The sequence below is a fragment of the Amycolatopsis alba DSM 44262 genome (genome assembly GCF_000384215.1).
GTDB classification, from domain to species: Bacteria; Actinomycetota; Actinomycetes; order Mycobacteriales; family Pseudonocardiaceae; genus Amycolatopsis; species Amycolatopsis alba.
Genome location: NZ_KB913032.1, coordinates 2,403,379 through 2,428,057, shown reverse-complemented (window position 1 = coordinate 2,428,057; position 24,679 = coordinate 2,403,379). Strand labels below are relative to the sequence as shown.

Sequence of the window (24,679 nt, the reverse complement as noted above, 5' to 3'; positions counted from 1 at the left end):
CTTAGGGGAGCGGGGGAACGACGTCGTCTTCCAGTGAATCGTCGAGGTGGCCGTCGAAGTTGACGGACGAGTACGAGCGGAGTTTGGTCAGCCGGTGGTAGCCGTCGATCATCCGGACCGTGCCGGACTTCGACCGCATCACGATCGACTGGGTCGTCGCGCCGCCCGCGCGGTAGTGCACGCCGCGCAGCAGGTCGCCGTCGGTGACGCCGGTGGCGCAGAAGAACACGTTGTCGCCGCGGACGAGGTCGTCGTTGCCGAGGACGCGGTCGAGGTCGTGGCCCGCGGCCAGCGCCTTCTCGCGCTCCGCGTCGTCCTTCGGCCACAGGCGGCCCTGCAGTTCGCCGCCGAGGCACTTCATCGCGCAGGCCGCGATGATGCCTTCGGGGGTGCCGCCGATACCGAGCAGCATGTCGACGCCGGTGCTCGGCCGGGCCGCGGCGATCGCGCCCGCGACGTCACCGTCGGAGATGAACCTGATCCGGGCGCCCGCCTCGCGGACCTCCTTGATCAGCTGTTCGTGGCGCGGCCGGTCGAGGATGCACACGGTGACGTCGGAGACGCTGGAGTTCTTGGCCTTCGCGACCCGGCGGATGTTCTCCGCGACCGGGGCGGCCAGGTCGACCTTGCCCGCGGCGTCGGGGCCGACGGCGAGCTTCTCCATGTAGAACACCGCGGACGGGTCGAACATCGCGCCGCGTTCGGCGACCGCGAGCACGGCGAGGGCGTTCGGCATGCCCTTGGCCATCAGGGTCGTCCCGTCGACCGGGTCGACCGCGACGTCGCAGTCCGGCCCGTCGCCGTTGCCGACCTCTTCCCCGTTGAACAGCATCGGGGCTTCGTCCTTCTCGCCTTCGCCGATGACGACGACACCGCGCATCGACACGGTCGAGACGAGCTGGCGCATCGCGTCCACGGCGGCACCGTCACCGCCGATCTTGTCCCCGCGCCCCACCCAGCGGCCCGCGGCCATCGCGGCGGCTTCGGTCACGCGGACCAGTTCCATCGCGAGGTTGCGATCGGGCGCTTCAGGGCGTCGGGAAGAGCTGGCGGACGAGGTGGGGGTGGGCATGCTGCCTCCCGGATCAGGGAACTCGGCGGGGTCCCAGTCTCTCAGATACCCACGGTGGTTCGGTGGCTCAGGAGCATGGTGAACGTCACTGACCGTTGCCGGCCTCGTCCTCGACCGACGACAGCGCGGCCTCGATCCGCTCGCGTGCGCCTTCGAGGTGGTGCTCGCAGACCTTCGCCAGCTGCTCGCCCTTCTCCCACAGGGCCAGCGACTGTTCCAGGGACAGCCCGCCCGCTTCGAGCTCGCGGACGACCTCCACCAGCCTGTCGCGGGCCTGCTCGTAGCCGAGTTCGGCGGTCTCGCCACCGGGTTTGCTCACGCTGTGCTTCCTTCTACCGGACGTCGGTGCTTGCCGATACCCGCGCACACTACCGCGCCGGCCATGGCGTTGTCGTAACCCACGAAGGCGAGAGCGAACTCCTGACCATCACCCTCCGCGATCGCCGCGACCAGGTTCTCCTGGGCTCTCGCCACCCGTTTGCGGTGCAGGGTGCCGTCCGCGAACCACCATCGGGTGCCGACGTGCTCGGCCGTCGCTTCCGACAGTTTCCGCAGCTGGGCGTCGAGGCCGAGGTTGCCGACGAGTTCGCAGCCCGCCAGCAGCACCGTCCAGCATTCCGTGGCGGCTCGTTCGGTCAGCAGGGCGTTGCGCAGCACGTCGGGGGCGTCGGCGCGTCGCGCGGCGTCGACGGTCATGGGCAGGAAAATCGCCGTCAACGCTCCTCCTCCGGTACGCCCGAGACGACGGCGCCGAGCGCGCCGTCGACCACGCGGACGCGCAGGTTCGCGCCGTCCACGACCTCGGAGACGGACCGGAGTACCTGGAGGTTGCCTTCGGCGTCGGTGTACTGCACCACCGCGTAACCGCGTTCGAGGGTCGCCGCGGGGCCGAGCGCGGTCAGCCGCGCGCGGGCGCTGGCGATCTCCGCCTGGTCCTTGGCGAGCAGGGTGAGCATCGCGCGGCGACCGCGTTCGCGGTGGATCTCGACGTCGTCGGAGCGCCGCTGGATCGGGCCGAGCGGATCGGCGAGCACGGGACGGCTGCGTGTCTGGTTCAGCAACCTGACCTGGGTGTCCACCCAGCCGTGCAGGGCGCGGCGGCCGCGGTCGCGCATCTGGCGGACGCGCTGGGTCTCTTCGCGCACGTCGGGCACGATCCGCTTGCTGGCGTCGGTCGGCGTCGAGCAGCGGAGATCGGCGACGTGGTCGAGCAGCGGGGTGTCGGGTTCGTGCCCGATGGCGCTGACCACCGGGGTCCCGGCCGCCGACACCGCGCGGCACAGTGCCTCGTCGGAGAACGGCAGGAGATCTTCCACGCTGCCGCCGCCGCGCGCGATCACGATGACGTCGACGTCCGGGTCGCGGTCCAGTTTGGACAATGCCTGGAGGATCTGCGGGACGGCGAGCGAACCCTGCACGGCGGTGTTGATGACCTTGAACGCGACATGCGGCCAGCGGGCTTGCGCGTTGACCAGTACGTCGCGTTCGGCGGCGGACGCGCGGCCGGTGATCAGCCCGATTCCCTTGGGCAGGAAGGGGATTTTGCGTTTGCGTTCGGGCGCGAACAGGCCTTCGGCGGCCAGCAGCCGTCGCAGCCGCTCGATCCGCGCGAGCAGTTCGCCGATGCCGACCGCGCGGATCTCGTTGGCGCGCAGGCTCAGCGAACCGCGGTTCATGAAGAACGTCGGCTTCGCGTGCACCACGACGCTCGCGCCCTCGCGCAGCGGCGGTTCGATCGTGCGCAGCAGGCCCATCGGGCAGGTCACCGACATCGAGACGTCCGCCGACGGATCGCGCAGTGTCAGGAACGCGGTGTTGGTGCCTTGGCGCGCCGAGATCTGCGTGACCTGGCCCTCGACCCAGACCGCGCCGAGCCGGTTGATCCACTCACCGACCTTGCGCGCGACCGTGCGGACCGGCCACGGGTTTTCGGCCGACGTGGACGGACCCGCCGGCGCGGAGGTGGGTTCGGCGCTCACTGGCCTTCCGCGCCGTCGCCGTCGGCCTTCTTCACGTTCCCGATGCGCCGCGCCAGCATGCCGACGAACGACGCCCGGTCGGCGTTCGCCCGTTCGTAGGTCAGCAGTTCTTCCAGCTGCGCGAGATCGAACCGGCGCAGCCGGGCACGCAGCTGAGGAAGGGTGAGCGTGTCGTAGTCATCCAGCCCGGCGGGACCCGAGGTCACGGGCGCGCTCGCGCTGTCGAACTCGCCGTCGGCGTGGTCCTCGGCGAGCGCGCGCTCCTCCTCGGCCCACGGGTCTTCGGTGAGCGCTTCGAGTTCATCGAGAACACCGAGGTGACCGTTCACCTCGGCGCGCGGCTCGGGGACCTCGGTGTCCTCATGCAGCGGGATCACGCACGAGTCGCGTTCGTACCGGCGTTCCCCGAGGTCAGGCGGGAGGTCTTCGTCGAAGGTGGCCCAGCTGGGGGCGTCCTCGACCGGGCGGAGGCCCGACAGCGCGTCGTCGCCCTTGATGGCGAGCTCGGTGACGTGCTGCTGCACACGCATGGAGAACTGGAGCACCTGGCTGACCACCGTGACGGGGAGCCCGGTGAGCTGCTTGGGAAGTTCGCGAACCCGCTCGGCGGTGGTGACGGCGAGGCCCGCGGCGACCCGGAGGGGGAGCGGGAGAGGCTTCATACGTCTAGCCTGCCGTATCTGGTCCATCCTGCCCAACCGAACGGGTGTGTCGGCTCACAGGACGTGACTCCACGCACATACTTCAGGGTGGTTCCCTGGTCACCTGAACGTGAGTGCGAGGAGCCCCCAGGGCAGCCCGTACCCTGGGGGTCATGAGTTCTGCGAGTCCCGGAATCACGCCCGCCGGCAGTCCGACGATCACCGAGTCCGGTGTGCCGGCAGGTGGCAAACGTGTCCTGCTCGCCAAGCCTCGCGGTTACTGCGCGGGTGTCGACCGCGCGGTCATCGCCGTCGAAAAGGCACTCGAGCTCTACGGCGCACCGGTGTACGTGCGCAAGGAGATCGTGCACAACCGGCACGTCGTGGAGACCCTGCGCGACCGCGGGGTGATCTTCGTCGACGAGACCTCCGAGGTGCCGGAAGGCGAACTGGTGGTGTTCTCCGCGCACGGCGTCTCGCCCGCGGTGCACGCCGAGGCGGCCGAGCGCAATCTGCGGACCATCGACGCGACCTGCCCGCTCGTGACCAAGGTGCACAAGGAAGTCAACCGGTTCGCGAAGGACGACTACGACATCCTGCTGATCGGCCACGAAGGCCACGAAGAGGTCGAAGGCACCGCCGGCGAGGCTCCCGACAAGGTGCAGCTCGTCGACACCGCCGAAGACGTCGACAAGGTCGAGATCCGCGACCCGTCGAAGGTCATCTGGCTCTCACAGACCACCCTTTCGGTGGACGAGACCATGGAGCGCGTCGATCAGCTGCGGGACAGGTTCCCCGGCTTGGCCGACCCGCCCAGCGACGACATCTGCTACGCCACCACGAACCGCCAGGTCGCGGTCAAGGCCATGGCCGCCGAGTGCGACCTGGTGCTGGTGGTCGGCTCGACGAACTCGTCCAACTCGAAGCGTCTGGTCGAGGTCGCGCTGAAGGCGGGGGCGCGCGCGTCGCACCTGGTCGACTTCGCGCACGAGGTCGACGAAGCGTGGCTCGAAGGCGTCGAGACCGTCGGCGTCACGAGCGGTGCTTCGGTGCCGGAGGTGCTGGTCATGGACCTGCTGGCGTGGCTGGCCGAGCGCGGCTGGGGCGACGTCGACGAGGTCACCACGGCCAACGAGAAGATCGCTTTCGCGCTGCCGCACGAACTGCGGAAGGTCGGCAAGGCCTGAGGCTTCTTACGAAAAAGGGCCGTCCGAGGAGTTCCTCGGCGGCCCTTTTTGCTGGTCAGCGCGTTACTGAGGGGTAAGGCGCTGTGTCAGGTCGACATAGCGCCGAGCGGCTGGGCTTCAGGCAGAATTGCGACGCCCGATTTGAGTACTTTGCGCAGTACTGCGTGGGGTGTGAGTGGCCAGGACGGTCAGAACCGACAGCGTCTCAGCTACCTGCTGCCGGGCGGTTTCGTGTGTCTGGACGGACGACACGTGTGATCAGATGGACGACACGTGTGTCCAGACGGACGACTCGCGGCGAGGGCCTGCCGGCACGCGTGCCGTCCCGCCTATCACGCGTGTCGTCCATCGGAACACGCGTGTCGTCCGTCTGATCACGGCACCGCCGGCTCGCCCGCGAAGATCCCTGCCCTGGGGATTCGACCGGGCTTCGCCTTGCCCCCTCAAGAGGCAACAGCAAAGGTCCCTTGCTACCGCTCGTCGTCCCACGGGCGGCGGCGAGGTGGCTGACCACCACGGCGCGGGTCGTCCGAACGCGGCGGACGGCGCCGCGGGGCACCGGGCGCGCTTTCGCCACGTGGGTCGCGGCGGCGGGGTTCGCCGCCGTCTTCCGGGCGTGGCCGACGCGGCTGCCGTCCAGGAGGCGGCGGCTTGCGGGCACCGGGCTCGGCGTCGCGGCGAGGACGCCGCTCGTCGTCGGCGGGCGGACGGCGGCGGGGCGGCGCGCCTTCTCGCGGAGCACCGCGGCGGGAAGGCGGGGGCGGGGTCTGACCGGTCCGGGAGGCCGGACGGCCACGGCCCGGTGCGGCGGCCGCGGGGCGGGCCTCGGCCTTGGCGTCGTCGCGGCGTTCCGGTTTGGTGCCGCCCTTCACCTTCACCGGGGCATCGGGATCGCGTTCGCGGTAGATCCGGAAGAAGCCGATCGCCAAGGTGACGCCGGTGGTGATGGCCATCGTCGGGAACCCGTTGATCAGCGGGTTCCCGATGTCGAAGGCTCTCTCGATCAGGCTGGAGTCCTTGCTGTTGTCCGAGGTCAGGAGGATGACTCCCGGAACGGTCACAGCGAGGACCAGGGGCGGCTGCACCATCGGGCCGAACAGCCCTCTGCGCTGGACGGCGACCACGGCGGCCACCGCGCCGAGCGCGTAGAAGATCTTGAACAGCAGGCCCAGGTCCTTCTGCGTCATCATGTCGATGAAGGCGCCAAGGATGGCGAGCCCGAAGCCCACCAGGACGGCGGCCCACCAGGGCAGCCCGCGCCTGGCGCCGACGAGCGGACGCTCGTCCCAGGCTACGGGAACGTCGTCGGCATCAGGATCGCTCTGGCGATCGCGAATCGCGGTCACAGGCCCCACCGTATATCCAAGCTGCGGACATACCGCCAACAGGCGGTACGTCTATCGCCTGGTAGTGGTCATTCCGGACCACCCGGACGGACTGCCCGAGTGCTTTCCAGAGGTACTACGCGTAGGGGCTCGACAAGGTTGTCAGGCCGACCGAAACGGAGCCTCTGATTCCGGAAACCGCAGGTAGGAAACGTCGTCGCGTGAGTGGTTGGGACTGTTCTCACCACTCACGAGGCCGGTAGTTCGTCCCCCTTCCTGATCAAGGGAACCGGTGCCGGGCTGCCCGCCGCGTCGGTCAGCGGGGAGACCGTGCTCCGGAAACTCTCGAGCGCTTCCAGCTCCCGGCGCCGGGCCGAGATGAACCGCTGTAGATGGGTGCTCGACAGGTTCAGCGCGTCCACGGCGTTGCCCGCCGCCCGGTGCGCGGCCGCCGCACCCGCCCGCACCTGCTCGACGTCCTCGACCAGGGCCCGCTCGGTCGCGGCGAACAGCGCGGCGGAGGCCAGTACGGCGAATCCGGTCGGTCCGCAGAGAAAGACGCGCCTGTCCAGCAGCCAGCGCAGCAGTTCCGGGTCGGTGTCCAGCGCGGCGACCACGGCCGCGTCGGACGGGACGAACATGATCGTCCCGTAGATCGCGTCGGCCCAGCGCTGGTAGCCCTTGCCCGCCAGTTCGGCCGCTCGCGACCGGATCTGGCGCACGTGGACGCGCAGCGCGTCGAGCCGTTCTTCGGGGTTGTCGGTCTCGACCGCTTCGGCCCAGCAGGCCATGCTCGCCTTCGCGTCGACAGGCACCGTCCGCCCGCCGCCGACCCGCAGCACCATGTCCGGTTTCGCCGCGCCGCCGCCCGCCAGGTCCGTTTGCAGCGTGAAGTGCAGCTCCTCGCGGAGCCCGAGCGCGCGTGCGGTCTCCAGGAGGACCTGTTCGCCCAGTTCGCCACGGCCGCTGATCGAGGCGAAGGCGACCTCATACCGGCGTAGCGCGAGCTGCTGCTGATCCGCCTTCGCGCGTTCGGCGGCGACTTGTTTCGCCGCCGCGTCCGCCCGCCGCATGCCGTCGTTGTACAGCCGCCACAGCAACGCGACGGCGGCGAGCAGCAGAAGCGCGAGCACGACGGCCGCGGTGGTGATCACCGTCGCCACCGGTACCTCCCCTCCGGATCCGAGTCGGGAACATCATGGCGGAACCCACCGACAAAAACGGGACGATGCGGTCGCGCTCCGTATCTGACCTGCACGGTCCCCGGCGTGTCGGAAAGCGCACCGGCTTCAAGGGCGCGCCTCCCCTTCCCGGCCTGTGCGCGGCTCTACCTTGGGCTGCGTGAAGCTCCTGCACACGTCCGACTGGCACATCGGCCGTACCTTCCACGGCGCCGATCTGCTCGCCGAACAGGAAGCCGTGCTCGGTCACCTCGCCGATCTGGTGGTCGCCGAGTCGGTCGACGTCGTGCTCGTGTCCGGGGACATCTACGACCGCGCGGTGCCCTCGGCGGAGGCCGTCCGGGTGGCCACCACCGCGCTGGGCAGGCTCCGCGACGCCGGGGCGAAGCTGGTGATGACGCCGGGCAACCACGACTCCGCGCCGCGGCTGGGCGCGTTCGCCGAATTCGCCGCGGCGGGCGGGCTGTACCTGCGCGCCACCATCGACGGCATCGCCGAACCGGTGCTGCTGCCCGACGAACACGGTGACGTCGCCCTCTACGGCATCCCGTACCTCGAACCGGAGCCCGCGCGTCACGCCCTCGGCGTGCCCGAGGCCCGCGGTCACACCGGCGTCCTCACCGAGGCGATGCGGCGGATCCGCGAGGACCTCGCCGCCCGGCCGTCCGGAACGCGGTCGGTGGTGCTGGCGCACGCCTTCGTCACCGGCGGCGAGCCGACCGAATCCGAGCGGACCATCGCGGTCGGCGGCGTCGAGCAGGTGCCGGGTTCGGTGTTCGACGGCGTCGATTACGTCGCACTCGGCCATCTCCACGGGCCGCAGACCCTCGCCGAGCACCTGCGCTATTCGGGCAGTCCGCTGGCGTACTCGTTTTCCGAGACACGCCAACGGAAGTCGGTATGGCTGGTCGATCTCGACGCCGACGGTCTCGCCGAGGTCCGGCGCCACGAACTGCCGGTCCCGCGGCATCTCGCGATGCTGCGCGGCGAGCTGGCGGAACTCCTTGAGGACCCGGAGCACGACGAACTCACCGAACATTTCCTCTCCTTCACGGTCACCGACCGGGTCCGCCCGATCGACGCCATGCGCAAGCTGCGCGAGCGGTTCCCGTACGCGGTGCACATGGACTGGCAGCCGGAAGGCGGGCACGACGGAGCCGCGCTGAAGTACGCCGAAGCCGTCCGAGGGCGATCCGATGTTGAGATCACCCGCAGTTTTCTTGAGGACTGCCGCGGCTCCGAGCCATCGGAGAGCGAAGAGCGGCTGGTGCTGGCGGCGCTGGGCGCGGCGGGCAGGGAGCGCGAAGTATGAGATTGCACCGGTTGGAGGTCGCTGCTTTCGGCCCGTACGCGGGTCGTGAGGTGGTGGACTTCGACGTGCTCGGCGCCGACGGGTTGTTCCTGCTGCACGGCGATACCGGCGCGGGGAAGACGACGCTGCTCGACGCGATCGCGTTCGCGTTGTTCGGCACGGTCCCCGGCGCTCGCGGCGAGGTCAAACGGCTGCGCTGCGATCTCGCCGAGCTCGATCAGGTCACCGAGGTCGTCCTCGAACTGACCGTTCAGGGCCAGCGGATGCGGATCGCGCGCAACCCCGAGTACCAGCGGCCCAAACGCCGGGGCGAGGGGATGACCCTCCAGCAGGCGAAGGCGGTGCTGAGCTGGGTCGGCACGGTTCCCGCCGGGCACGTTGCCGAAGGCATCACGCGGATCGACGAGGTCGCGCGCACGGTCGAGCGGCTCATCGGCATGACGCACGAGCAGTTCTTCCAGGTGGTCCTGCTGCCGCAGGGCGAGTTCGCGCGATTCCTGCGGGCGAACACGGCCGAGCGCGAGGAGCTGCTGGAGCGCCTGTTCGGCACCGAGCGGTTTTCCGACGTCGAGAACTGGTTCGCGAATCTGCGCGCCGAACGCGGCCGCGAGCTGCAGGACAGGCAGCAGTCGCTGCGGGAGTGGGTCGCGCGGTTCGCGCAGGTCGCCCGGCAGGAGGCGCCCGAAGAGGGACAGGCCGAGTGGGTCGAGACGGTGCTCGCCGAGTCGTCCGAGCTCGTCGCCCAGGCACGGGAACGCGAAGAGAAGGCGCGGAAGGCCGCGAAGACGGCCGAGGCTTTGTGGCAGGAGAACCGGTCCACCGCGGAGCGGATCCGCCGGGTGCGCACCGCGTACACGCGTCTTGCGGCGATCGCCGAGCAGGCGGATCAACGCGCGGAGTGGGCGGAAGAGGTCGAGGCTGCCCATCGCGCGGCGGGAGTCGCCGCGGAGGCCGATCTGCTCGAACGCCGCTCGGGTCAGCTCGCCGACGCGGAGGCCGAGGAGGCGCTCCGGGCTCAGGAACTGCCTGACGCCGCGGACAGCTCCGCCGCCGAACTCCGCGCCCGCGCCGGCGAGGTGCGTGAAGAGGCGGGCGCGCTGGCCGAACTCGTGGCGGAAAGCGAGCAGCAGCAACAGGATCTGCTCCGCCGCGAACAGCTGAGCAGCGCCGCGAAGGAGGCGGAGAAGCAGGCCGAGGCATTCGCCGCCGAACTCGAATCCGTGCCGGAGCAGATCACGGCGTTGCGTGCCGAGGCGCTCGCGGCCGCCGAAGCCGAGGCGAAACTCGAAGGCGCCCGCACCCGGTTCGAAGAGTTGACCGCGCTGGTCCGGGACGCCGACGAGGCACCTCAGGCGAAGCAGGCCGTCGAGCAGGCGCGTGGATCGCTCGGCGACGCCCGCGACGTCCATCTACAGGCGCGGGAACATCGGCAGGACTTGCGTGAGCGCCGCCTCGACGGGATGGCGGCCGAACTCGCCGCCGGACTGGCCGCGGGTGCGGACTGCCCGGTGTGCGGGGCGACCGAGCATCCGGCGCCCGCCACGCATACCGGCGGTCTCGTCGATCCCGAGGACGAACGCCGCGCCGAAGCCGCCGAGCAGCAGGCCGACAAGCGACGCGAGAAGGCGCAGGCTTCGCTGCTGGAAGCCGAAGGACGGCTGAAGGTGCTGGTCGAGCGGTTGCGCGGACGCACCGCCGAGGCGCTGCGGGCCGAACTCGGCGAGGCGCGGGAGCTGGGCACGTCGCTGTCGGAAACGGCTCGCCGCAAGCCCGCCCTGGAGAAACGGCTCCTCGAACTGGAACGGAAGACCGAGCAGCTGACCGAACGCCGACGCGTGACGGGGCAGCGGGCGGCCGAGGCCGCCACCGAGGTCCGAGGCCTCACGGAACGGCTGGCCGAACGGGAACGACGGCTGGAGGCCGCGCGCGGCGAGTTCGCCGACGTCGCCACTCGACGGCGGCATCTGCTCGGCTTCGCGACCCGCCTCGGCGCGCTCGCCGAAGCACGGCTCGGTGTCGCGGGTGCCCGCGAGCGCCGCGACGAGCAGGCGAAACTGGTCGAAGAAGCTTTGCGGGCCAAGGGATTCGCGGATCTCGACGCGATGCGGGCCGCGTCACGGCCGGACGAGCAGATCACGAAACTGGAGAACAGCCTCGCCGACGCGAAGGTGATGGAGGAGTCCGAGCGGCGCGCGCTGGCGGCGCCGGAACTGTTCGGCATCTCGCCCGAGGACGAGATCGACGTCGTGGCCTCCGAGGAGGCGGCGCGGGAAACCCAGGGCGAGTCCGAACAGGCCTTCGCGGCGCTGCGCTCGGCCACGGCCCGGCACACGGACTTGACCGGGGTGGCCGAGCGGATGACGTCCTTGATGGCGGACCTGGCGCCGGTCGAAGAGCGGTACCTGGAACTGAAGGCGCTGGCCGAGGTGGTCAACGGACGCGGGCAGAACGCGCGGAAGATGTCGCTGCGCTCGTACGTCCTGGCCGCGAGGCTGGAGGAGGTCGCGGTCGCGGCGACCGCCCGCCTGCGGACGATGAGCCAGGGCCGCTACTCCTTCGTGCATTCCGACGCCGCCGGGGCCCGTGGCACCCGCGGCGGGCTCGGCCTCGACGTACTCGACGACTACTCCGGCACCGTCCGGCCCGCGAAGACGCTTTCGGGCGGTGAGTCCTTCCTCGCGTCGCTCTCACTGGCGCTGGGTCTCGCCGACGTCGTCGCCGCCGAGACCGGCGGAGCGCTGCTGGACACGCTGTTCATCGACGAGGGCTTCGGCACGCTGGACGCCGAGACGCTCGACATCGTCATGAACATCCTCGACGAACTTCGCGCCGGCGGGCGAGTGGTCGGGCTGGTCTCGCACGTGGAGGAACTGCGGCAGCGGATCCCGACCCGGCTTCGGATCCGAAAGGCGCGTACGGGCTCTTCGGTCGAGATCCACGCCGCCTGACGCAGATCAGGCTGCTTCGTGGCTCAGCAGCCACTGCTTCGCCGGGACACCCCACCGGAAGTTCCCCACGCCTCCACCGGTCCGCACCACCCGGTGGCACGGCACGAACAACGCCGCCGCGTTCTTCGCGCACGCCGACGCGGCCGCCCGCACCGCCGACGGATTCCCCGCCAGCGCCGCGTATTCCGCGTAGCTCACCGGCTCACCCGCGGGCACCTTCCGCAGGATCTCCCAAGCGTGCTCCCGGAAAGCGCCGGATCGTTGCCGCACCTCGATGTCGGCGACGGCGTCGAGGTCGCCGCCGTGGTACCGGCGGATCGCGGTGCTCACCGGTCCCAGGTCCCGTCGCTGCTTCACCTCGCCGGGAGCCAGTGACGGCGAGATCAGCGGCGTCAGTTCGCCGACGTCGCCCGTCCAGCCCGAGGCGAGTACGGCCCCGTCGCCCGCCACCACGGCGGTGAACGGGCCGATCTTCGTGTCCATTGTGGACCAATACGCGATGCTCATCGTTCTTCCTTTCAAGCTCGCCACAAGTACATGCCGGCGTACGAGGACCAGGGCTGCCAGGCCCGTCCGCGGTCGGCCAGCGCGGGTTCGTCGTCGGCGATCCCCAGCGCGGCCGCTCCCCGGCGCAGCGCGGGGTCGCCGGTCAGCAGGACGTCCGGTGCGCCGAGGACGCGCATCAGGACGTAGTCCGCGATCCGGGGCCCGATTCCAGGGAGGTCCAGCAGCTCCGCCCGCAATTCCTCGGGGTCGCGGCCGACATGGACCGAAACCCCGTCCGCCAGCGCGCGGGCCACCGCGGCCACCCGCTCCGGCCCGTGTCCGGCGATCTGGGCCGCAGTCGGGAACAGCGTCGTCAGCCCTTCCAGCGACTCGTCACAGCTGGGCATGCGCTCACCGAGGGTCTCGGCGAGCGACGCCGTCTCGGCGGGGGACAGCAGCGCGCGGAGCACGAGTTCGTCCCCGTCGACGGCGCCGGGCACCCGGATGCCGGGGATCGCCTCGACCAGCGGCGCGAGCGCCGGGTCGGCCCCGAGGACCCGCGTGACCGCCTCGGGATCGGCGTCTAGGTCGAGCAGCCGCCGCACTCTGGCCACCGCGCTGCTCAGGTCGCGCAGGTCGGTGAGCCGCAGGTCGCAGCGGACGTGGTCGTCCTTCGCGGTCAGCCACACCACGCCCGAGCCGTGCGCGAGCCGCAGCGTGCGCCCGTAGCCGGTCACCCCGGAAACGTCGCGCGTCACGTGCTCGACGCCGGGGATCGCCCGGTCGGCCAGGAAGTCCAGTACCCCGTCCGCGTCGAAAGGTTTGCGGAACGGCAGCCGCAGGCTCAGCCGGGTCCCGGTCGGCGCCTCCTGGGCCTTACGGCGACGCAGGCTCGCCGCACGAAGCTGCGAAGGCGTCGTCGCGAACACTTCGCGGATCGTCTCGTTGAACTGGCGGACGCTGGAGAAGCCCGCCGCGAACGCGACGTCGGTCAACGGCAGTCCGGACATCTCGATCAGCAGCCGGGCGGAATGCGCCCGGTGCGCCCTGGCCAGCGCCAGCGGCCCGGCGCCGAGTTCGGCGGTGAGGACGCGCCCGAGCTGGCGTTCGGAATAGCCGAGCCGCCGCGCGAGCCCCGGCACGCCGTCGCGCTCGACGGTCCCGTCCGAGATCAGCCGCATCGCCCGCGCGGCGAGGTCGGCCCGGATGTCCCAGTCCGGCGAGCCGGGGACGGCGTCGGGGAGGCAACGACGGCAGGCGCGGAAGCCGTTGGCCTGCGCGGCCGCCGACGTCGGGTAGAAGCGGACGTTCTGCTGCTTCGGCGTCGACGCGGGGCAGGACGGGCGGCAGTAGATCCCGGTGGTGGCGACGGCCATGATGAACTGGCCGTCGAACCGGGAATCACGGGCGGCGACGGCGCGGTAACACCGTTCGGTGTCGCGCCACACGGCCCGTTCGGCCAAGGTCTGCTCGGTCATGACATCGATCGTGCCACCAGGTCGAGGGCGCGGCTGGCGGAAATCCGACACCGCGATCAAGGCCTCGGCGGATAGGGCGGCGGGCGGCACGTAGACTCCTGGCCCGTGAGTCTCACCCTCGGCATCGTCGGCCTGCCCAACGTCGGCAAGTCCACCCTGTTCAACGCGCTGACCCGCAACGACGTGCTCGCGGCGAACTACCCGTTCGCGACGATCGAGCCCAACGTCGGCGTCGTCCCGCTGCCGGACCCGCGGCTGGACGAACTCGCCAAGGTGTTCGGCTCCGAGCGGACCGTGCCCGCCGTCGTGTCCTTTGTGGACATCGCGGGCATCGTGAAGGGCGCCTCCGAGGGGGCCGGGCTCGGCAACAAGTTCCTCGCGAACATCCGCGAGGCGAACGCGATCTGCCAGGTCGTCCGGGTCTTCGACGACCCCGACGTGATCCACGTCGACGACCGGATCGACCCGGCGAGCGACATCGAGACGATCAACACCGAGCTGATCCTCGCCGACCTGCAGACGCTCGACAAGGCGCTGCACCGGCTCGAGAAGGAGGCGCGGACCAAGAAGGAAGCCAAGCCCGCCCTCGACAACGCGGTCAAGGCCAAGGAGATCCTCGACTCGGGCCGGACCCTGTTCCAGGCGCAGAAAGAGGTCGACTTCGAGGTTCTGCGCGAGCTGAGCCTGCTCACCACGAAGCCGTTCCTTTACGTCTTCAACGCCGACGAAGGCATCCTCACCGACGAATCCCGTCGCGAGGAGCTGGCCAAGATGGTCGCCCCCGCGGACGCGGTCTTCCTCGATGCGAAGGTCGAGTTCGAGCTGCTGGAACTGGACGACGAAGACTCCGTGCGCGAACTGCTGGAGTCCGTCGGCCAGCACGAGCCGGGCCTCTACTCGCTGGCGCGCGCCGGTTTCCACACCCTCGGCCTGCAGACCTACCTGACCGCCGGCCCCAAGGAGTCCCGCGCCTGGACGATCCCGCAGGGCGCGACCGCCCCGCAGGCCGCCGGCGTCATCCACACCGACTTCGAGCGCGGCTTCATCAAGGCCGAGGTCGTCTCGTACGACGACCTGATCGAGAACGGCTCCATGGCTGCCGCCCGGTCCGCCGGGAAGGTGCGGATGGAAGGCAAGGACTACGTCATGTCCGATGGTGACGTGGTGGAGTTCCGCTTCAACGTCTGAGCCGGTGCGGATGACACGCACGGATCTCGCGGAGAACCTGCCTGCGGCGACGGGAACACGTCATCGGACTTGGCGCCCCGCGGCTTGAATGAACGCGGTCAGGGTTTCCTGGCTGCGTTTTTCGAGCTGTTTCACGGTGGCCAGGTCCGGTGCTCGATGCAAAGCCCCGATCGGCTCGAAGGTGGCGTCGACGAGCCGGAGGAGCTCGGGATCTTCGGTGAGCATCCGGATCCTGAGCCGTGCGTGATCGGCCGTCGCGCCGCGCTTGTCCGACTCCGTGTATCCGGCCCGCATTTCCTCGTCCGGCGCGTCGCGCTCTTTGAGGAACCACTTCGCGACCACGCCTTGCCGAAGTTCAGTCATGGCTTCGGCGAAGGCCACGTAGGCGCTTATCCGTTCCTGACGAAGCCGTTCGTCACGAGCGGTTCGCTCTGTTCGACGCGTGTTCAGGAGACCGAGCAGATAGGTGAGGGTCGAACCGGCCAAGGTTCCGGATATCGCGACGACAGTGGTCAGCACACCGTTCATGCCGGTGAGCCTGCCACTTCACCCGAGCAGTGGTTCGAAAGCGGAATCCTCCTCGCCGGGAACGTGCGGCAGGAATCCGTCGGTGACCGTGCGGGCGGCGCTGGCGAGCAAGCGATCCAGGACTTCCTGCCCGGTGGCAGGGGGCAGCCGGAGTTCGACCAGGAGCCGGTCGCGGACGGCGGGGTGATCCGGGTTGTCTTCGAGGTGGTCGGCTCCGAGTTCAGGGGGACGTGAGCCTGCCAGAGCGTCGTGCCAAGACGGGAGGACGATCGCGAGGGTCAGCGCCTCGGCGACGGATTCGGCGATGAGGGAAGCGCCGCCTTCCGAGTCGGTGTACAAAACGGGGCGCGAGCCGTCCGGCGTTGCCGGGCCGCAGAGGTAATGGGTGCCGCCGGCGTTGCAGCCCGCGACAGGTTTCACCGAGAAGCCGTTGGGCAGGGCGATGGACTCGATCGGGTCGGTGCGGGCGAGATCGAATTCGCCGTCACAGGCCAGATATGAGGCGGCTTCGGGATGCTCGGCGATCCTCTCGAGCAGTGCTTCGTCGGAGAGCACGGCCGGGTTGAGGGCCACGGCGACCGCGGGGGTGAGCGGGTTCCCGTCGAGGACATGACGGATGGCGTCGAGAGGGACAGGGCGCTCGTAATAGTCCTCGAAGTGGGATCGGACGGCCTCAGGAGAGCGGTCGACGAGGAGTCCGAAGAGGAAGCCCGTACCGTCCGGGCTCTCGCTGTCGGCAGGGAAGGTGATGGCCGATCCGGTGTGCCAGGCGGTGTCTCCGTGCTCCCACCACAGGCAGGCGGTGACCCGAGGAACGTCGCTGCCCTCTTCGTGGAAGGCGGCATCGTCCAAGAGCGAGCGCAGGGCGGCGGGCACGTCGTCGATGACGCCGGGCCAGACCTGCTCGTCGTCCGCCGCGTAGGGACTCATCGGCGACTCGTGGTCGAAGCCGCGGACGAGCACGCCGGACGGAGTGAAGAGAACGGTGAAGTCGTCGCCTGAACCGTTGTCCATGAAGGCGGCTTCGACACCAGGACCCCAGTCGGAGTCGAAGGTGTACTGGCCGTACTCCGGATCTTCGCCGATCGCCGATTCCAGGACCGCGAGTGCGCGCAGGTGTTCGCGGAGCCGGGCGGGGTCGGGCAGGAGTGCGGCGATCTCGTGCGCGGTGGTCATGGCGTAATGGAAGCAGTGGCCACCGACAATCAGGACCCCCGAGTGTCATGAAAGGGTCGGTCAGGGCAAGAAACGTCCTGACCGACCCTTTCATGACATGGGCGTGCGCTACTTCCGCAGCAGGCTGTACGCCGCAGATCCGATCAGCTCCAGCGAAACCTGAAGCCGCTCAAGGGAAACGTTGTCCTTGATGGTGTCTTCCGGCGTGTGATAGGTCGGCTCCAGCAGCGCCGGGCCGCTCTCGCCACGCCAGCTGAAGTTGCCCGACGCGATGCCACGCTCGAAGAACGGCACGTGGTCGCTCGAACCGCGCGCGACCGGGCCCTTGACCCGCGGGTCGTAGCCGAGCCGCTTGGAGGCGGCGTTGACGGCCGCGGTCGTGGCGTTGTCGGCACCGTCGACGGAAAGCAGCCAGTAGGTGATCGCCGGGTCCCAGCTGGTGGCGACCATGTCGTTCTGGAAACAGCCCGCGATCCGCTTCGCCTCCGGGTCGGACAGGTTCGACACGTAGTGCCGCGAGCCGATCAGCCCGTACTCCTCCGAGCCCCACAGCGCGAACCGCAGCGTCTTGTTCGTCGGCAGGTACCGCAGGACCCGCGCGAGTTCGAGGCACAGCACGGTGCCGCTGCCGTCGTCGTTGGCGCCGGGGGAGCCGGGGACGCTGTCGTAGTGCGCGGTCACCATGACCACGCCGTTGTCCTTGCCGGGGAAGGTGGCGGGCCGCTCGGCGATGACGTTGTACGACGTCAGGTTCTTGTGGTGGGTGGCCGTCGCCTTCACCTTGACCGAGCCCTTGGCGAGCCGTTCGCGCAGGCGCTCCACCTGCACCTGGGCCAGGCCGAGCACCGGGATGGTGACCGGGGTCGGGAGCGTCGGGGAGAACGCGGACAGTTTGCGTGCCGGGTCGGCGCCGACCCGGCCGAGCAGCACGGCGTCCGCTCCGCGCTGCGCGGCCGTCAGGTACGCGTCGGCCTTGTTCGTCACGGCCGCGATCAGCACGATCTTGCCGGTCAGGTCGTCCGGAAGCGTGGTCCCGTCACCGGCGTCGACGACGACGGCCTCGCGCGTGACGTTCTGCGCGCCTTGGGGCGAGGAGCCGGTCTGCCAGCTGTCGCGCCCGACCGACAGGCCGCCGAGGAACTTGTCGGCGATCGGGAACGGCTGCAGCGTGACCTGGTAGCGCAGGTCGCGCAGCACCTTCGCGATGTAGTCCTTGGCCCGCAGCTCGCCTTCGGTCCCGGCGATCCGGGGGCCGATCTTGTCGCTGAGCACCCGCAGGTGCTCCAGCGCCCGCCGCGACCGGACCCGCGCGATCACCGGGTAGTCGCCGAAGTCCAGCGACGGCGGGAACTGCGCGCCCGGACGTTGCTGCGTCGCCGCGGCGGCGGTGCCGGGGTTCAACCCGATCGTCGCCGCGCCCGCCAGTGCCACCGCGCCCGCGAGCACCTCACGTCTGCGCAGACCTGCCATGGAACACCCCTCACTTCTCGGAGAACCGTCGTCCGAGTAGCCAATAGGCACCGATGTGTCAGGACAACCTCCGATCGTCCCCTTTTTCCGGTTCAGCGCGCGGCGACCCGGCGGTATGCCTGCGAGACGGCGACGACGCCGCAGGTCGCGGCCGCGATCACCCCGCCGATCAGGAGCACGGTGCCGACGAAGGGCCCGAAGTCGCCGACGTCGGCGAGCCGTCCCCAGAACGAGCCTTCGAGCAACGCTCCGACGAGGATGAACGTCGGAGCGACGATGCCGAGGAAGAGGATCCAGCGGAACCGGGCGGCCAGCGTCAGGACGAGGATCCCGGTGCTGCCGAGGATGAACGGGCCGGGCGGGATGTCCGGGAATCCGGGTACGCCCGACGCGATCTGGATGATCAGGCCGGCGACGCCCGCGAACAGGAAAAAGGCGTTGGCGACGGCTGCGGTGGAACGGTTCATGGCGGAACTCCTCACTGGGTCGGATGACCACTGAAGAGTCCTCTTCGAGGCAGCTGAGGGCGTCGGCCCGGAAGCGGCAATCGGGTCTACGCGGACCTGCGTACGGGTTCGCCGAGGACTTCCGTGACCTCCGCCGAAATCGCCGTCACCAGCGCGTCGCCGAACACGCAGAGCGTGTACTCCCACGGGTGCCCGAACGTGCCCAGCCGGAAGTCGGAAGTCAGGTACACGTAGTAGTCACCGTCAGGGAACGGGCTGAGCGGCCAGTCCTTCGCGGACGTCGGGAACCGGAACGACTCGTGGTGCCAGTCGAGCGCGTACAGCTCGTCGGCGCAGGAGGCGAGGCCTCGCTGGATCACCGCGACCATCCGGTCGAGGAGCAGGTAGCCAGGGTCGTCGTCGAGGGCGGACAGGCTCCAGGTCGCCGATCCTGCCGGCTCCTCGATCCCCGGCCACTCGAACCGGTCGGTGCTCGGCCGGAAGGCGAATTCCCTGGAGAAGCGGTCCCACACCTGCCGGTACTCGGCGTCCCCCAGCGTCTCGATGCTCACGCCGGGAAAATACGCTCCGCCAGTCTGATACCAGAGTGGTAGCATCAATCTCATGGCCATGACTCTGAGGTTGAACGACGAGCAGGAGCGCGCTCTCGCCCTGCTGGCGGAGGCCGACGGCGTGAGCAAGCACGAAGCCACCGTTCGGGCCATCACCGAGGCCGCCGCGCGCCGCGTCCGTGACGACCGTGTCCGCGCGCTGTCCAAGGACGGCAGGGAGCGCTACGCCGCTCTGCTCGACCGTCTCGCCCAGTGATCGAGTATCTCACCGTCGAAGACCTGCTGGCGCTCGCGGAGGATCTCCGTGTGCCCGACATCCGTGATCTCGGGCTGCTCGACTCCGCCGCGCACCGGCCGCAGGCGTCGTTGATGGGCCGGGACGCGTATCCGACACTGCACGAGAAAGCGGCGGTGCTGCTCGAATCGCTGACGCGCAACCACGCGCTCGTCGACGGCAACAAGCGCCTGGCCTGGATGGCGACGTTCGTCTTCTACGGGCTCAACGGTCACGACCTCGACGCGCCGGAAGACGACGCGTACGACCTGGTGATCGCGATGTCCATCGGCTCACGCAGGTACCCGGAAGCCGCGGTCGAGCTGGCCGCGTGGGCGAGGGTAACTTCGAACGGGTGAAGCCGTTGAGCCCCGACATGTTCGCGCCCGAATGCCCGTCGAATCTGACGCCGTTCCGGATCGGCGACAAATGGGCAGGCCTGGTCGTGCTGTGCCTGGAAGAAGGTCCGCGCCGGTTCACCGAACTGCGGGTGCCGCTGAGAGGCATCACGTCGAAGGTCCTCACGGAGACCCTCAGGGCTCTGGAGCGCGATGGCATGATCACGCGGACGGCGTACGACGAGACGCCGCCACGGGTGGAGTACGAGCTCACCTCGCTCGGCCGCACGTTGTTCGAGCCGATGGAGGCATGCCGCGAGTGGGCGGCGAAGCACCTTCCGGCGCTCGCCGCGGCTCGTGAGGCTTCTTTGGCGGGCGGCCAGGCGAAGCCTGCCCGTTGAGGGTGGTGGCGGGGCGGGGTCGGGCTAGCCGAGGAGGCCGAGAACGACGATCGTCAGCAGCGTGATGGCGGCGGCGAAGGCGGTCACCCAGGCGCGCTGGGCGGCGGTGATGGAGGCGTTGTTCACGGCGGCTCTCCGGGGGCGAGAAGCGACAGGTCCGCCGGGAACAGCGCGTTGATCAGGCCTCGCGTTACCCTTTGAACGCCAGTGTGATCAAGGTCACTGATCGTGCTGATGGTGCCGATCACGCGCCGTGTACCAGAGCACTCCGGCAGCGGCCGCCACCATCGCGCCGAATGCGGAGAAACCCACCACGATCGCCTGCGTCATCATTCGTCCTTTTCTCTTCGGTCGTATCCGGGAGACGTCCGAGAAGCGGTGTCGTGGCGCAGTCGTTGCGGACGTCACACAGCGTCGAGTACCCCGTCGATCTGCGACGCAAGCGCGAAGTCCTTCTCCGTCAGCCCTCCGGCGGAGTGCGTGCTGAGCCGGAACGTCACCGTCCGCCAGCGGATGTCGATGTCCGGATGGTGGTCGGCAGCCTCCGCCAAAAGGGCCACCTTGTTCACCGCCGCGATCGCGTCAGGGAAGCTCGGCAGCTTCGCCGTCCGCTCGATCGTGACGCCGTCACGCGTCCAGCCGGAGAGTTTGGTCACGGCCTCGTCGGCCTGCTGGTCGTGCAAGATTTCCGCCATGACTCCATGGTGGTACGCCGTCGGCTACGCTGCACGTTTGCCACGGGTCCCCCCTTGAAGAACGCAGGAGGCTAGATGAAACGCGCCCTCCGCACGGTCGTTGCGGCTGGCACGGTGGCCGCCCTCGTCGCGGGCTGCTCGCTCTCCGGGAACACGGGGAACGACCCGCAGGCGCCGACGACCGTCACCCTCGTGACCCACGACTCGTGGCTCGCCCCGCAGGAGGTCCTCGACGCGTTCGAGCGGCAGTCCGGGATCAAGATCTCCGTGCTCAAGCAGGGTGACGCGGGCGCGCTGACCAACAAACTGGTGCTGACCAAGGCGAACCCGATCGGGGACGTCGCGTACGGCGTCGACTCGACGTTCGCCTCCCGCGCGCTCACCGAGGGCGTCTTCGAGCAGTACACCAGCCCGGAGGCCGATCGCGGCCCGCAGCGTTACTCCGTCGACCCCGAGCACCGGCTTTCCGCCGTCGACCTCGGCGACGTCTGTGTCAACGTCGACAGCCGGTACTTCGTGGACAAGGGGATCCCGGAGCCGAAGTCGTTCGCGGACCTCGCCGACGCCAAGTACAAGGACCTGATGGTCGCCGAAAGCCCCGCGACGTCGTCGCCGGGGCTGGCGTTCCTGCTCGGCACCGTCGCCCAGTTCGGTGAGCAGGGCTGGCAGGCGTACTGGACCCAGCTGAAGGCCAACGGCCTCAAGACGGTCAGCGGCTGGGAAGAGGCCTACACCAAGGAATTCTCCGGCTCCTCGGGCAAGGGGCCGCGCCCGATCGTCGTTTCCTACGCGTCTTCGCCCGCCGCCGAGATCGGCGACGACGGCAAGCCGCGGACGAAGGCGCTGCTGGACACTTGCTACCGGCAGGTCGAGTACGCGGGTGTGCTGGCGGGCGGCAAGCAGGTCGAGAAGGCCCGCAAGGTCGTGGACTTCCTGCTGTCCCAGCAGTTCCAGGTGACCGTGGCGAGCAACATGTACGTGTACCCGGCCCGTCAGGGTGTCGAGCTCCCGCAGGGCTGGGCGCAGGCCGCGCCGCTTCCGCAGCAGCCGAAGACGCTCGAACCGGCCAAGATCCAGGCCGGGCGCGAGCAGTGGATCGCCCAGTGGCGCACGCTACTCGAAGGCTGAACACCGGCAGGCTGACTCTCCGAGGAGCCGGGCTGGCCGCACTCGCCGTGCTGCCGCTCGGTTTCCTCGTGCTCTTCTTCGCCTGGCCGGTCGCGGCGATCATCGGCCGGGGCTTCGGTTCCGGCGGGGTCGGCACGGCCATCGGCGACCCGCTGACCTGGAAACTCGCCGGATTCACCGTGGCAAGCGCGGGGGTTTCGACGATCGTCGCGGTGCTCGCGGGCCTGCCGGTCGCGTTCCTGCTCGCGCGCGTGAAGCTGCCGGGTGTCTCGCTGGTCCGGACGCTCGTGCTGGTGCCGTTCGTCCTGCCGACCGTCGTGGTCGGCCTGGCGTTCCGCGCGCTCTGGCCCGACGGCGGACTGCTGCCCTTGGTGCTGGCCAACGCCTTCTTCAACGTCGCCGTCGTCGCACGCACGGTTTCCGGGCTGTGGAGCCATCTCGACCCGCGCACCGTGGACGCGGCACGGGCGCTCGGCGCGTCGCCGTGGCGTGCCTTCCGTTCGGTGACGCTGCCCGCGCTCGCGCCGGCCATCGCGTCCTCGGCCGCGGTGGTGTTCCTGTTCTGTGCCACCAGTTTCGGGGTCGTCCTCATTCTCGGCGGGGCGAAGTACCGCACCCTGGAGACCGAGATCTACCTGCGCACGGTCGAACTGCTCGACCTCTCCGGCGCGGCCGCGCTGTCCCTGGTGCAGTTCGCGGCCGTGATCGCCGCGCTCGTCGTCGGCGCGCTGGCGAGGCGGCGCCGCGAGAACGCGGTGCGCTTGCGTTCGGGGAGCGAGACCGCGCGGCGGCCGAGGGGCGGCGAGTGGTGGGCCGTCTCCGCCGGGCTCGCGGTGATCGCGCTCCTGATGACGCCGATCGTGGCGCTGCTACTGGAGTCCGTGTCCACTTCGGACGGTTGGAGCCTCGCCGGGTACGAGGCGCTCGCCGGTCACGGATCCCGTGGCGCACTCCAGGTCTCGGGCTGGGACGCGGCGTCGATGTCGCTGCGGACGGCGTTCGACGCGACCATGCTCGCGATGATCATCGGGGTGCTGGCCTCGGTCGTGCTGGTCGCGTTGCGCCGCACGCCGGGCAGGCTGGCGCGGGGCATGGGCGAGACGATGGACGCCGCGCTGATGCTCCCGCTGGGTGTGTCCGCGGTGACCGTCGGCTTCGGCTACCTCGTCACGCTCGACGCGTTGCCTGGTGACCTGCGGACGTCGCCGCTGCTGGTGCCGCTCGCGCAGGCGCTGGTGATCATCCCGCTGATCGTGCGGATGGTGCTGCCGGTGCTGCGGTCGGTCGACATCCGGCTGCGGCAGGCCGCGTCGACCCTCGGCGCGAGCCCCGGCCGGGTGTGGCGGGAGATCGACCTCCCGCTGACGGCGCGTTCGCTGGTCGCGGCCGCCGGATTCGGTTACGTGGTCGCGCTCGGCGAGTTCGGCGCGACGAGCTTCCTGGCCAGGCCGGACGCGCCGACGCTGCCGGTCGCCGTCGCGACGCTGATCTCGCGGCCGGGAGAGCTGAACAACCAGATGGCCTACGCGGCCTGCGCGCTGCTCATGATCGTGACCGTGGTGGCGGTGGTGCTGATCGACCGGTTCGGCGCGGTCCGCGGGCAGAATTCGGTAGGGGAGTTCTAGTGTCGCTGTCGGTACGGGATCTGACCGTCCACTATGGATCCTTCGCGGCGGTGAAGGACGCCGGGCTGGACATCGCCGACGGCGAGGTGCTGGCACTGCTCGGCCCGTCCGGTTCGGGGAAGTCGACGCTGCTGCGGGCGATCACCGGACTGGAGCCGCTGACGTCGGGCATCGTGCGGTGGGACGGCGACGACCTGTCCGGTGTCCCGGTGCACCGGCGGGGGTTCGGGCTGGTCTTCCAGGACGGGCAGCTGTTCCCGCACAAGGACGTCGCCTCGAACATCGCGTTCGGCCTGCGGATGCACGACGTCCCGCGCGCCGAGCACACTGACCGTGTCCGTGCGCTGCTGGAGCTGGTCGGGCTGAGTGGTTACGAGCGGCGAAGGGTGACCGAGTTGTCCGGCGGACAGGCGCAGCGGGTCGCGCTGGCCCGCGCGCTGGCGCCGGAACCGCGGTTGCTGCTGCTGGACGAACCACTGTCCGGTTTGGACGCCGGACTGCGGGAACAGCTCGCGATCGACCTCGCGGCCCTGCTGCGGCGCAGCAAGATCACCGCGCTGCTGGTCACGCATGACCAGGAAGAGGCGTTCACGCTCGCCGACCGGGTCGCCGTGCTCGACGACGGCGAGATCCGGCAGGAGGGCGCGGTCCGCCGCGTCTGGCGGCAGCCGGTGGACGAGAACGTGGCGCGGTTCCTCGGCGTGACCACGTTCGTCGACGGTGAGGCGTCCGGCGGTGTGGTGCGGACGCCGCTCGGCGAGGTCTCGCTGCCCGACGTCGAGGACGGCGCGGTGCGGCTGGGGCTGCGGCCGCACGGTCTGCGGGTCGCGTCCGATGGCGTCGAAGGCGAGGTCACCGCGGTGGTGCACCGGCGGGAACACGTCCGGCTCGTGGTGGCGCCCGGCGGCGATCCGGCTGGAGTGTCCACTGTGGACGCCGTCGCGCCGGTGACCGCCGATCTGCGCCCCGGTGACACCGTGCGGCTCGCCCTGGACCCGGACGGCGTCGCCCTCGTCAGCTGAAGCTGACCGGTGGGTGGGCGTGAGTGACGATTCGTGTCTCGTTCGCCGGGTTCGCGGCCAGGACGAAGACGTGACTCGCGTGATTGAAGGCGGAACTCACGTGACTGGACGCCGAACTCGGGTGTGCGGCTTCTGATCACGCGAGATCCGCCTTCAAGCACGCGAGTTCGGTGCCCCGTCACCGTTGCCTTACCCCTTGAGAGGACG

Annotated in this window: 25 protein-coding genes; 10 read left to right on the top strand and 15 right to left on the bottom strand. The window is 69.8% G+C overall.

The features are described from left to right. Window position 1 precedes the first annotated feature (1 nt). The 5 genes from glpX to AMYAL_RS0111320 form a co-directional block, all read right to left on the bottom strand. Window positions 2-1,072: a class II fructose-bisphosphatase gene (gene glpX, locus AMYAL_RS0111340; protein WP_039793924.1), complete on the bottom strand. Its 1,071-nt coding sequence runs from the start codon at window positions 1,070-1,072 to the stop codon at window positions 2-4. An 85-nt stretch (window positions 1,073-1,157) separates the two neighbouring features. After that, a complete protein-coding gene (locus AMYAL_RS0111335) occupies window positions 1,158-1,391 on the bottom strand; it encodes an exodeoxyribonuclease VII small subunit (RefSeq protein ID WP_020631421.1) in 234 nt (77 codons plus the stop codon). Then, complete coding sequence (locus AMYAL_RS0111330) at window positions 1,388-1,789, bottom strand: hypothetical protein (protein WP_026466962.1); 402 nt, start codon at window positions 1,787-1,789, stop codon at window positions 1,388-1,390. The genes AMYAL_RS0111335 and AMYAL_RS0111330 overlap by 4 nt, the downstream gene beginning before the upstream one ends. Continuing rightward, entirely contained in the window at window positions 1,786-3,051 is a 1,266-nt protein-coding gene (gene xseA / locus AMYAL_RS0111325; RefSeq protein WP_020631419.1) for an exodeoxyribonuclease VII large subunit, read from the bottom strand. The genes AMYAL_RS0111330 and xseA overlap by 4 nt, the downstream gene beginning before the upstream one ends. Further along, a complete protein-coding gene (locus tag AMYAL_RS0111320; RefSeq protein WP_020631418.1) occupies window positions 3,048-3,713 on the bottom strand; it encodes a lipid droplet-associated protein in 666 nt (221 codons plus the stop codon). The genes xseA and AMYAL_RS0111320 overlap by 4 nt, the downstream gene beginning before the upstream one ends. A 152-nt stretch (window positions 3,714-3,865) precedes the next feature. Between AMYAL_RS0111320 and AMYAL_RS0111315 the strand changes: the two genes are divergently transcribed. Further along, a complete protein-coding gene (locus AMYAL_RS0111315) occupies window positions 3,866-4,879 on the top strand; it encodes a 4-hydroxy-3-methylbut-2-enyl diphosphate reductase (RefSeq protein ID WP_020631417.1) in 1,014 nt (337 codons plus the stop codon). Between the two features lie 470 nt (window positions 4,880-5,349). Here AMYAL_RS0111315 and AMYAL_RS0111310 read toward each other — a convergent pair whose 3' ends face one another. After that, window positions 5,350-6,225, bottom strand: coding sequence for a DUF6542 domain-containing protein (locus tag AMYAL_RS0111310; protein WP_020631416.1), 876 nt, complete (start codon window positions 6,223-6,225; stop codon window positions 5,350-5,352). A gap of 227 nt (window positions 6,226-6,452) precedes the next feature. Next, window positions 6,453-7,367 carry a DNA recombination protein RmuC gene (gene rmuC, locus AMYAL_RS0111305; RefSeq protein WP_020631415.1) on the bottom strand — a complete coding sequence of 305 codons (915 nt, stop codon included), beginning with the start codon at window positions 7,365-7,367 and terminating at the stop codon, window positions 6,453-6,455. A gap of 178 nt (window positions 7,368-7,545) precedes the next feature. Here rmuC and AMYAL_RS0111300 point away from each other — a divergent pair, with 178 nt between their 5' ends. Next, a complete protein-coding gene (locus tag AMYAL_RS0111300; RefSeq protein ID WP_020631414.1) occupies window positions 7,546-8,697 on the top strand; it encodes an exonuclease SbcCD subunit D in 1,152 nt (383 codons plus the stop codon). Next, window positions 8,694-11,645 (top strand): AAA family ATPase, encoded by a 2,952-nt coding sequence (locus AMYAL_RS0111295; protein WP_026466961.1) that lies wholly within the window; start codon window positions 8,694-8,696, stop codon window positions 11,643-11,645. The genes AMYAL_RS0111300 and AMYAL_RS0111295 overlap by 4 nt, the downstream gene beginning before the upstream one ends. Before the next feature lie 6 nt (window positions 11,646-11,651). Here the strand turns inward: AMYAL_RS0111295 and AMYAL_RS0111290 are convergent, their stop codons facing one another. Next, window positions 11,652-12,152, bottom strand: a complete 501-nt coding sequence (locus tag AMYAL_RS0111290) for a methylated-DNA--[protein]-cysteine S-methyltransferase (protein ID WP_026466960.1) — start codon at window positions 12,150-12,152, stop codon at window positions 11,652-11,654. Between the two features lie 11 nt (window positions 12,153-12,163). Continuing rightward, on the bottom strand, window positions 12,164-13,609 hold the full coding sequence (locus tag AMYAL_RS0111285) for a DNA-3-methyladenine glycosylase 2 family protein (protein WP_020631411.1): 1,446 nt from the start codon (window positions 13,607-13,609) through the stop codon (window positions 12,164-12,166). Between the two features lie 105 nt (window positions 13,610-13,714). Between AMYAL_RS0111285 and ychF the strand changes: the two genes are divergently transcribed. Further along, the gene (gene ychF / locus AMYAL_RS0111280; protein ID WP_020631410.1) at window positions 13,715-14,797 is read left to right on the top strand and encodes a redox-regulated ATPase YchF; all 1,083 of its coding nucleotides are present in this window, start codon (window positions 13,715-13,717) and stop codon (window positions 14,795-14,797) included. A 60-nt stretch (window positions 14,798-14,857) separates the two neighbouring features. On the opposite strand, the gene AMYAL_RS0111275 is transcribed toward ychF, so the two are convergent. The 5 genes from AMYAL_RS0111275 to AMYAL_RS0111255 form a co-directional block, all read right to left on the bottom strand. After that, window positions 14,858-15,178 (bottom strand): hypothetical protein, encoded by a 321-nt coding sequence (locus tag AMYAL_RS0111275; protein ID WP_245192874.1) that lies wholly within the window; start codon window positions 15,176-15,178, stop codon window positions 14,858-14,860. 165 nt (window positions 15,179-15,343) lie between these two features. Then, entirely contained in the window at window positions 15,344-16,501 is a 1,158-nt protein-coding gene (locus tag AMYAL_RS0111270) for a hypothetical protein (RefSeq protein WP_020631408.1), read from the bottom strand. A gap of 108 nt (window positions 16,502-16,609) precedes the next feature. Next, the gene (locus tag AMYAL_RS0111265; protein WP_020631407.1) at window positions 16,610-17,971 is read right to left on the bottom strand and encodes a M28 family peptidase; all 1,362 of its coding nucleotides are present in this window, start codon (window positions 17,969-17,971) and stop codon (window positions 16,610-16,612) included. Window positions 17,972-18,063: 92 nt separating this feature from the next. Continuing rightward, entirely contained in the window at window positions 18,064-18,438 is a 375-nt protein-coding gene (locus tag AMYAL_RS0111260) for a hypothetical protein (RefSeq protein WP_020631406.1), read from the bottom strand. A gap of 86 nt (window positions 18,439-18,524) precedes the next feature. After that, window positions 18,525-18,989: a DUF2716 domain-containing protein gene (locus AMYAL_RS0111255; protein ID WP_020631405.1), complete on the bottom strand. Its 465-nt coding sequence runs from the start codon at window positions 18,987-18,989 to the stop codon at window positions 18,525-18,527. Window positions 18,990-19,041: 52 nt separating this feature from the next. Between AMYAL_RS0111255 and AMYAL_RS0111250 the strand changes: the two genes are divergently transcribed. Genes AMYAL_RS0111250 through AMYAL_RS0111240 form a run of 3 tightly spaced genes read left to right on the top strand, consistent with a single transcriptional unit; the run spans window position 19,042 to window position 20,002 of the window. Beyond that, window positions 19,042-19,245, top strand: coding sequence for a hypothetical protein (locus AMYAL_RS0111250; protein WP_016337139.1), 204 nt, complete (start codon window positions 19,042-19,044; stop codon window positions 19,243-19,245). Beyond that, the gene (locus AMYAL_RS0111245; protein ID WP_020631404.1) at window positions 19,242-19,622 is read left to right on the top strand and encodes a type II toxin-antitoxin system death-on-curing family toxin; all 381 of its coding nucleotides are present in this window, start codon (window positions 19,242-19,244) and stop codon (window positions 19,620-19,622) included. The genes AMYAL_RS0111250 and AMYAL_RS0111245 overlap by 4 nt, the downstream gene beginning before the upstream one ends. A 17-nt stretch (window positions 19,623-19,639) precedes the next feature. Continuing rightward, the gene (locus AMYAL_RS0111240; RefSeq protein ID WP_039795417.1) at window positions 19,640-20,002 is read left to right on the top strand and encodes a winged helix-turn-helix transcriptional regulator; all 363 of its coding nucleotides are present in this window, start codon (window positions 19,640-19,642) and stop codon (window positions 20,000-20,002) included. A gap of 404 nt (window positions 20,003-20,406) precedes the next feature. On the opposite strand, the gene AMYAL_RS0111225 is transcribed toward AMYAL_RS0111240, so the two are convergent. Next, window positions 20,407-20,697: a 4a-hydroxytetrahydrobiopterin dehydratase gene (locus AMYAL_RS0111225; protein ID WP_020631401.1), complete on the bottom strand. Its 291-nt coding sequence runs from the start codon at window positions 20,695-20,697 to the stop codon at window positions 20,407-20,409. 75 nt (window positions 20,698-20,772) lie between these two features. On the opposite strand from AMYAL_RS0111225, the gene AMYAL_RS0111220 reads away from it, so the two are divergent. From AMYAL_RS0111220 to AMYAL_RS0111210, 3 genes are read left to right on the top strand one after another with little or no spacing between them, the layout of a single operon-like run. Further along, the gene (locus tag AMYAL_RS0111220) at window positions 20,773-21,825 is read left to right on the top strand and encodes a thiamine ABC transporter substrate-binding protein (RefSeq protein WP_020631400.1); all 1,053 of its coding nucleotides are present in this window, start codon (window positions 20,773-20,775) and stop codon (window positions 21,823-21,825) included. A 47-nt stretch (window positions 21,826-21,872) separates the two neighbouring features. Further along, entirely contained in the window at window positions 21,873-23,450 is a 1,578-nt protein-coding gene (locus tag AMYAL_RS0111215) for an ABC transporter permease (RefSeq protein ID WP_020631399.1), read from the top strand. Further along, window positions 23,450-24,472, top strand: a complete 1,023-nt coding sequence (locus AMYAL_RS0111210) for an ABC transporter ATP-binding protein (protein WP_020631398.1) — start codon at window positions 23,450-23,452, stop codon at window positions 24,470-24,472. The genes AMYAL_RS0111215 and AMYAL_RS0111210 overlap by 1 nt, the downstream gene beginning before the upstream one ends. Window positions 24,473-24,679 lie beyond the last annotated feature (207 nt).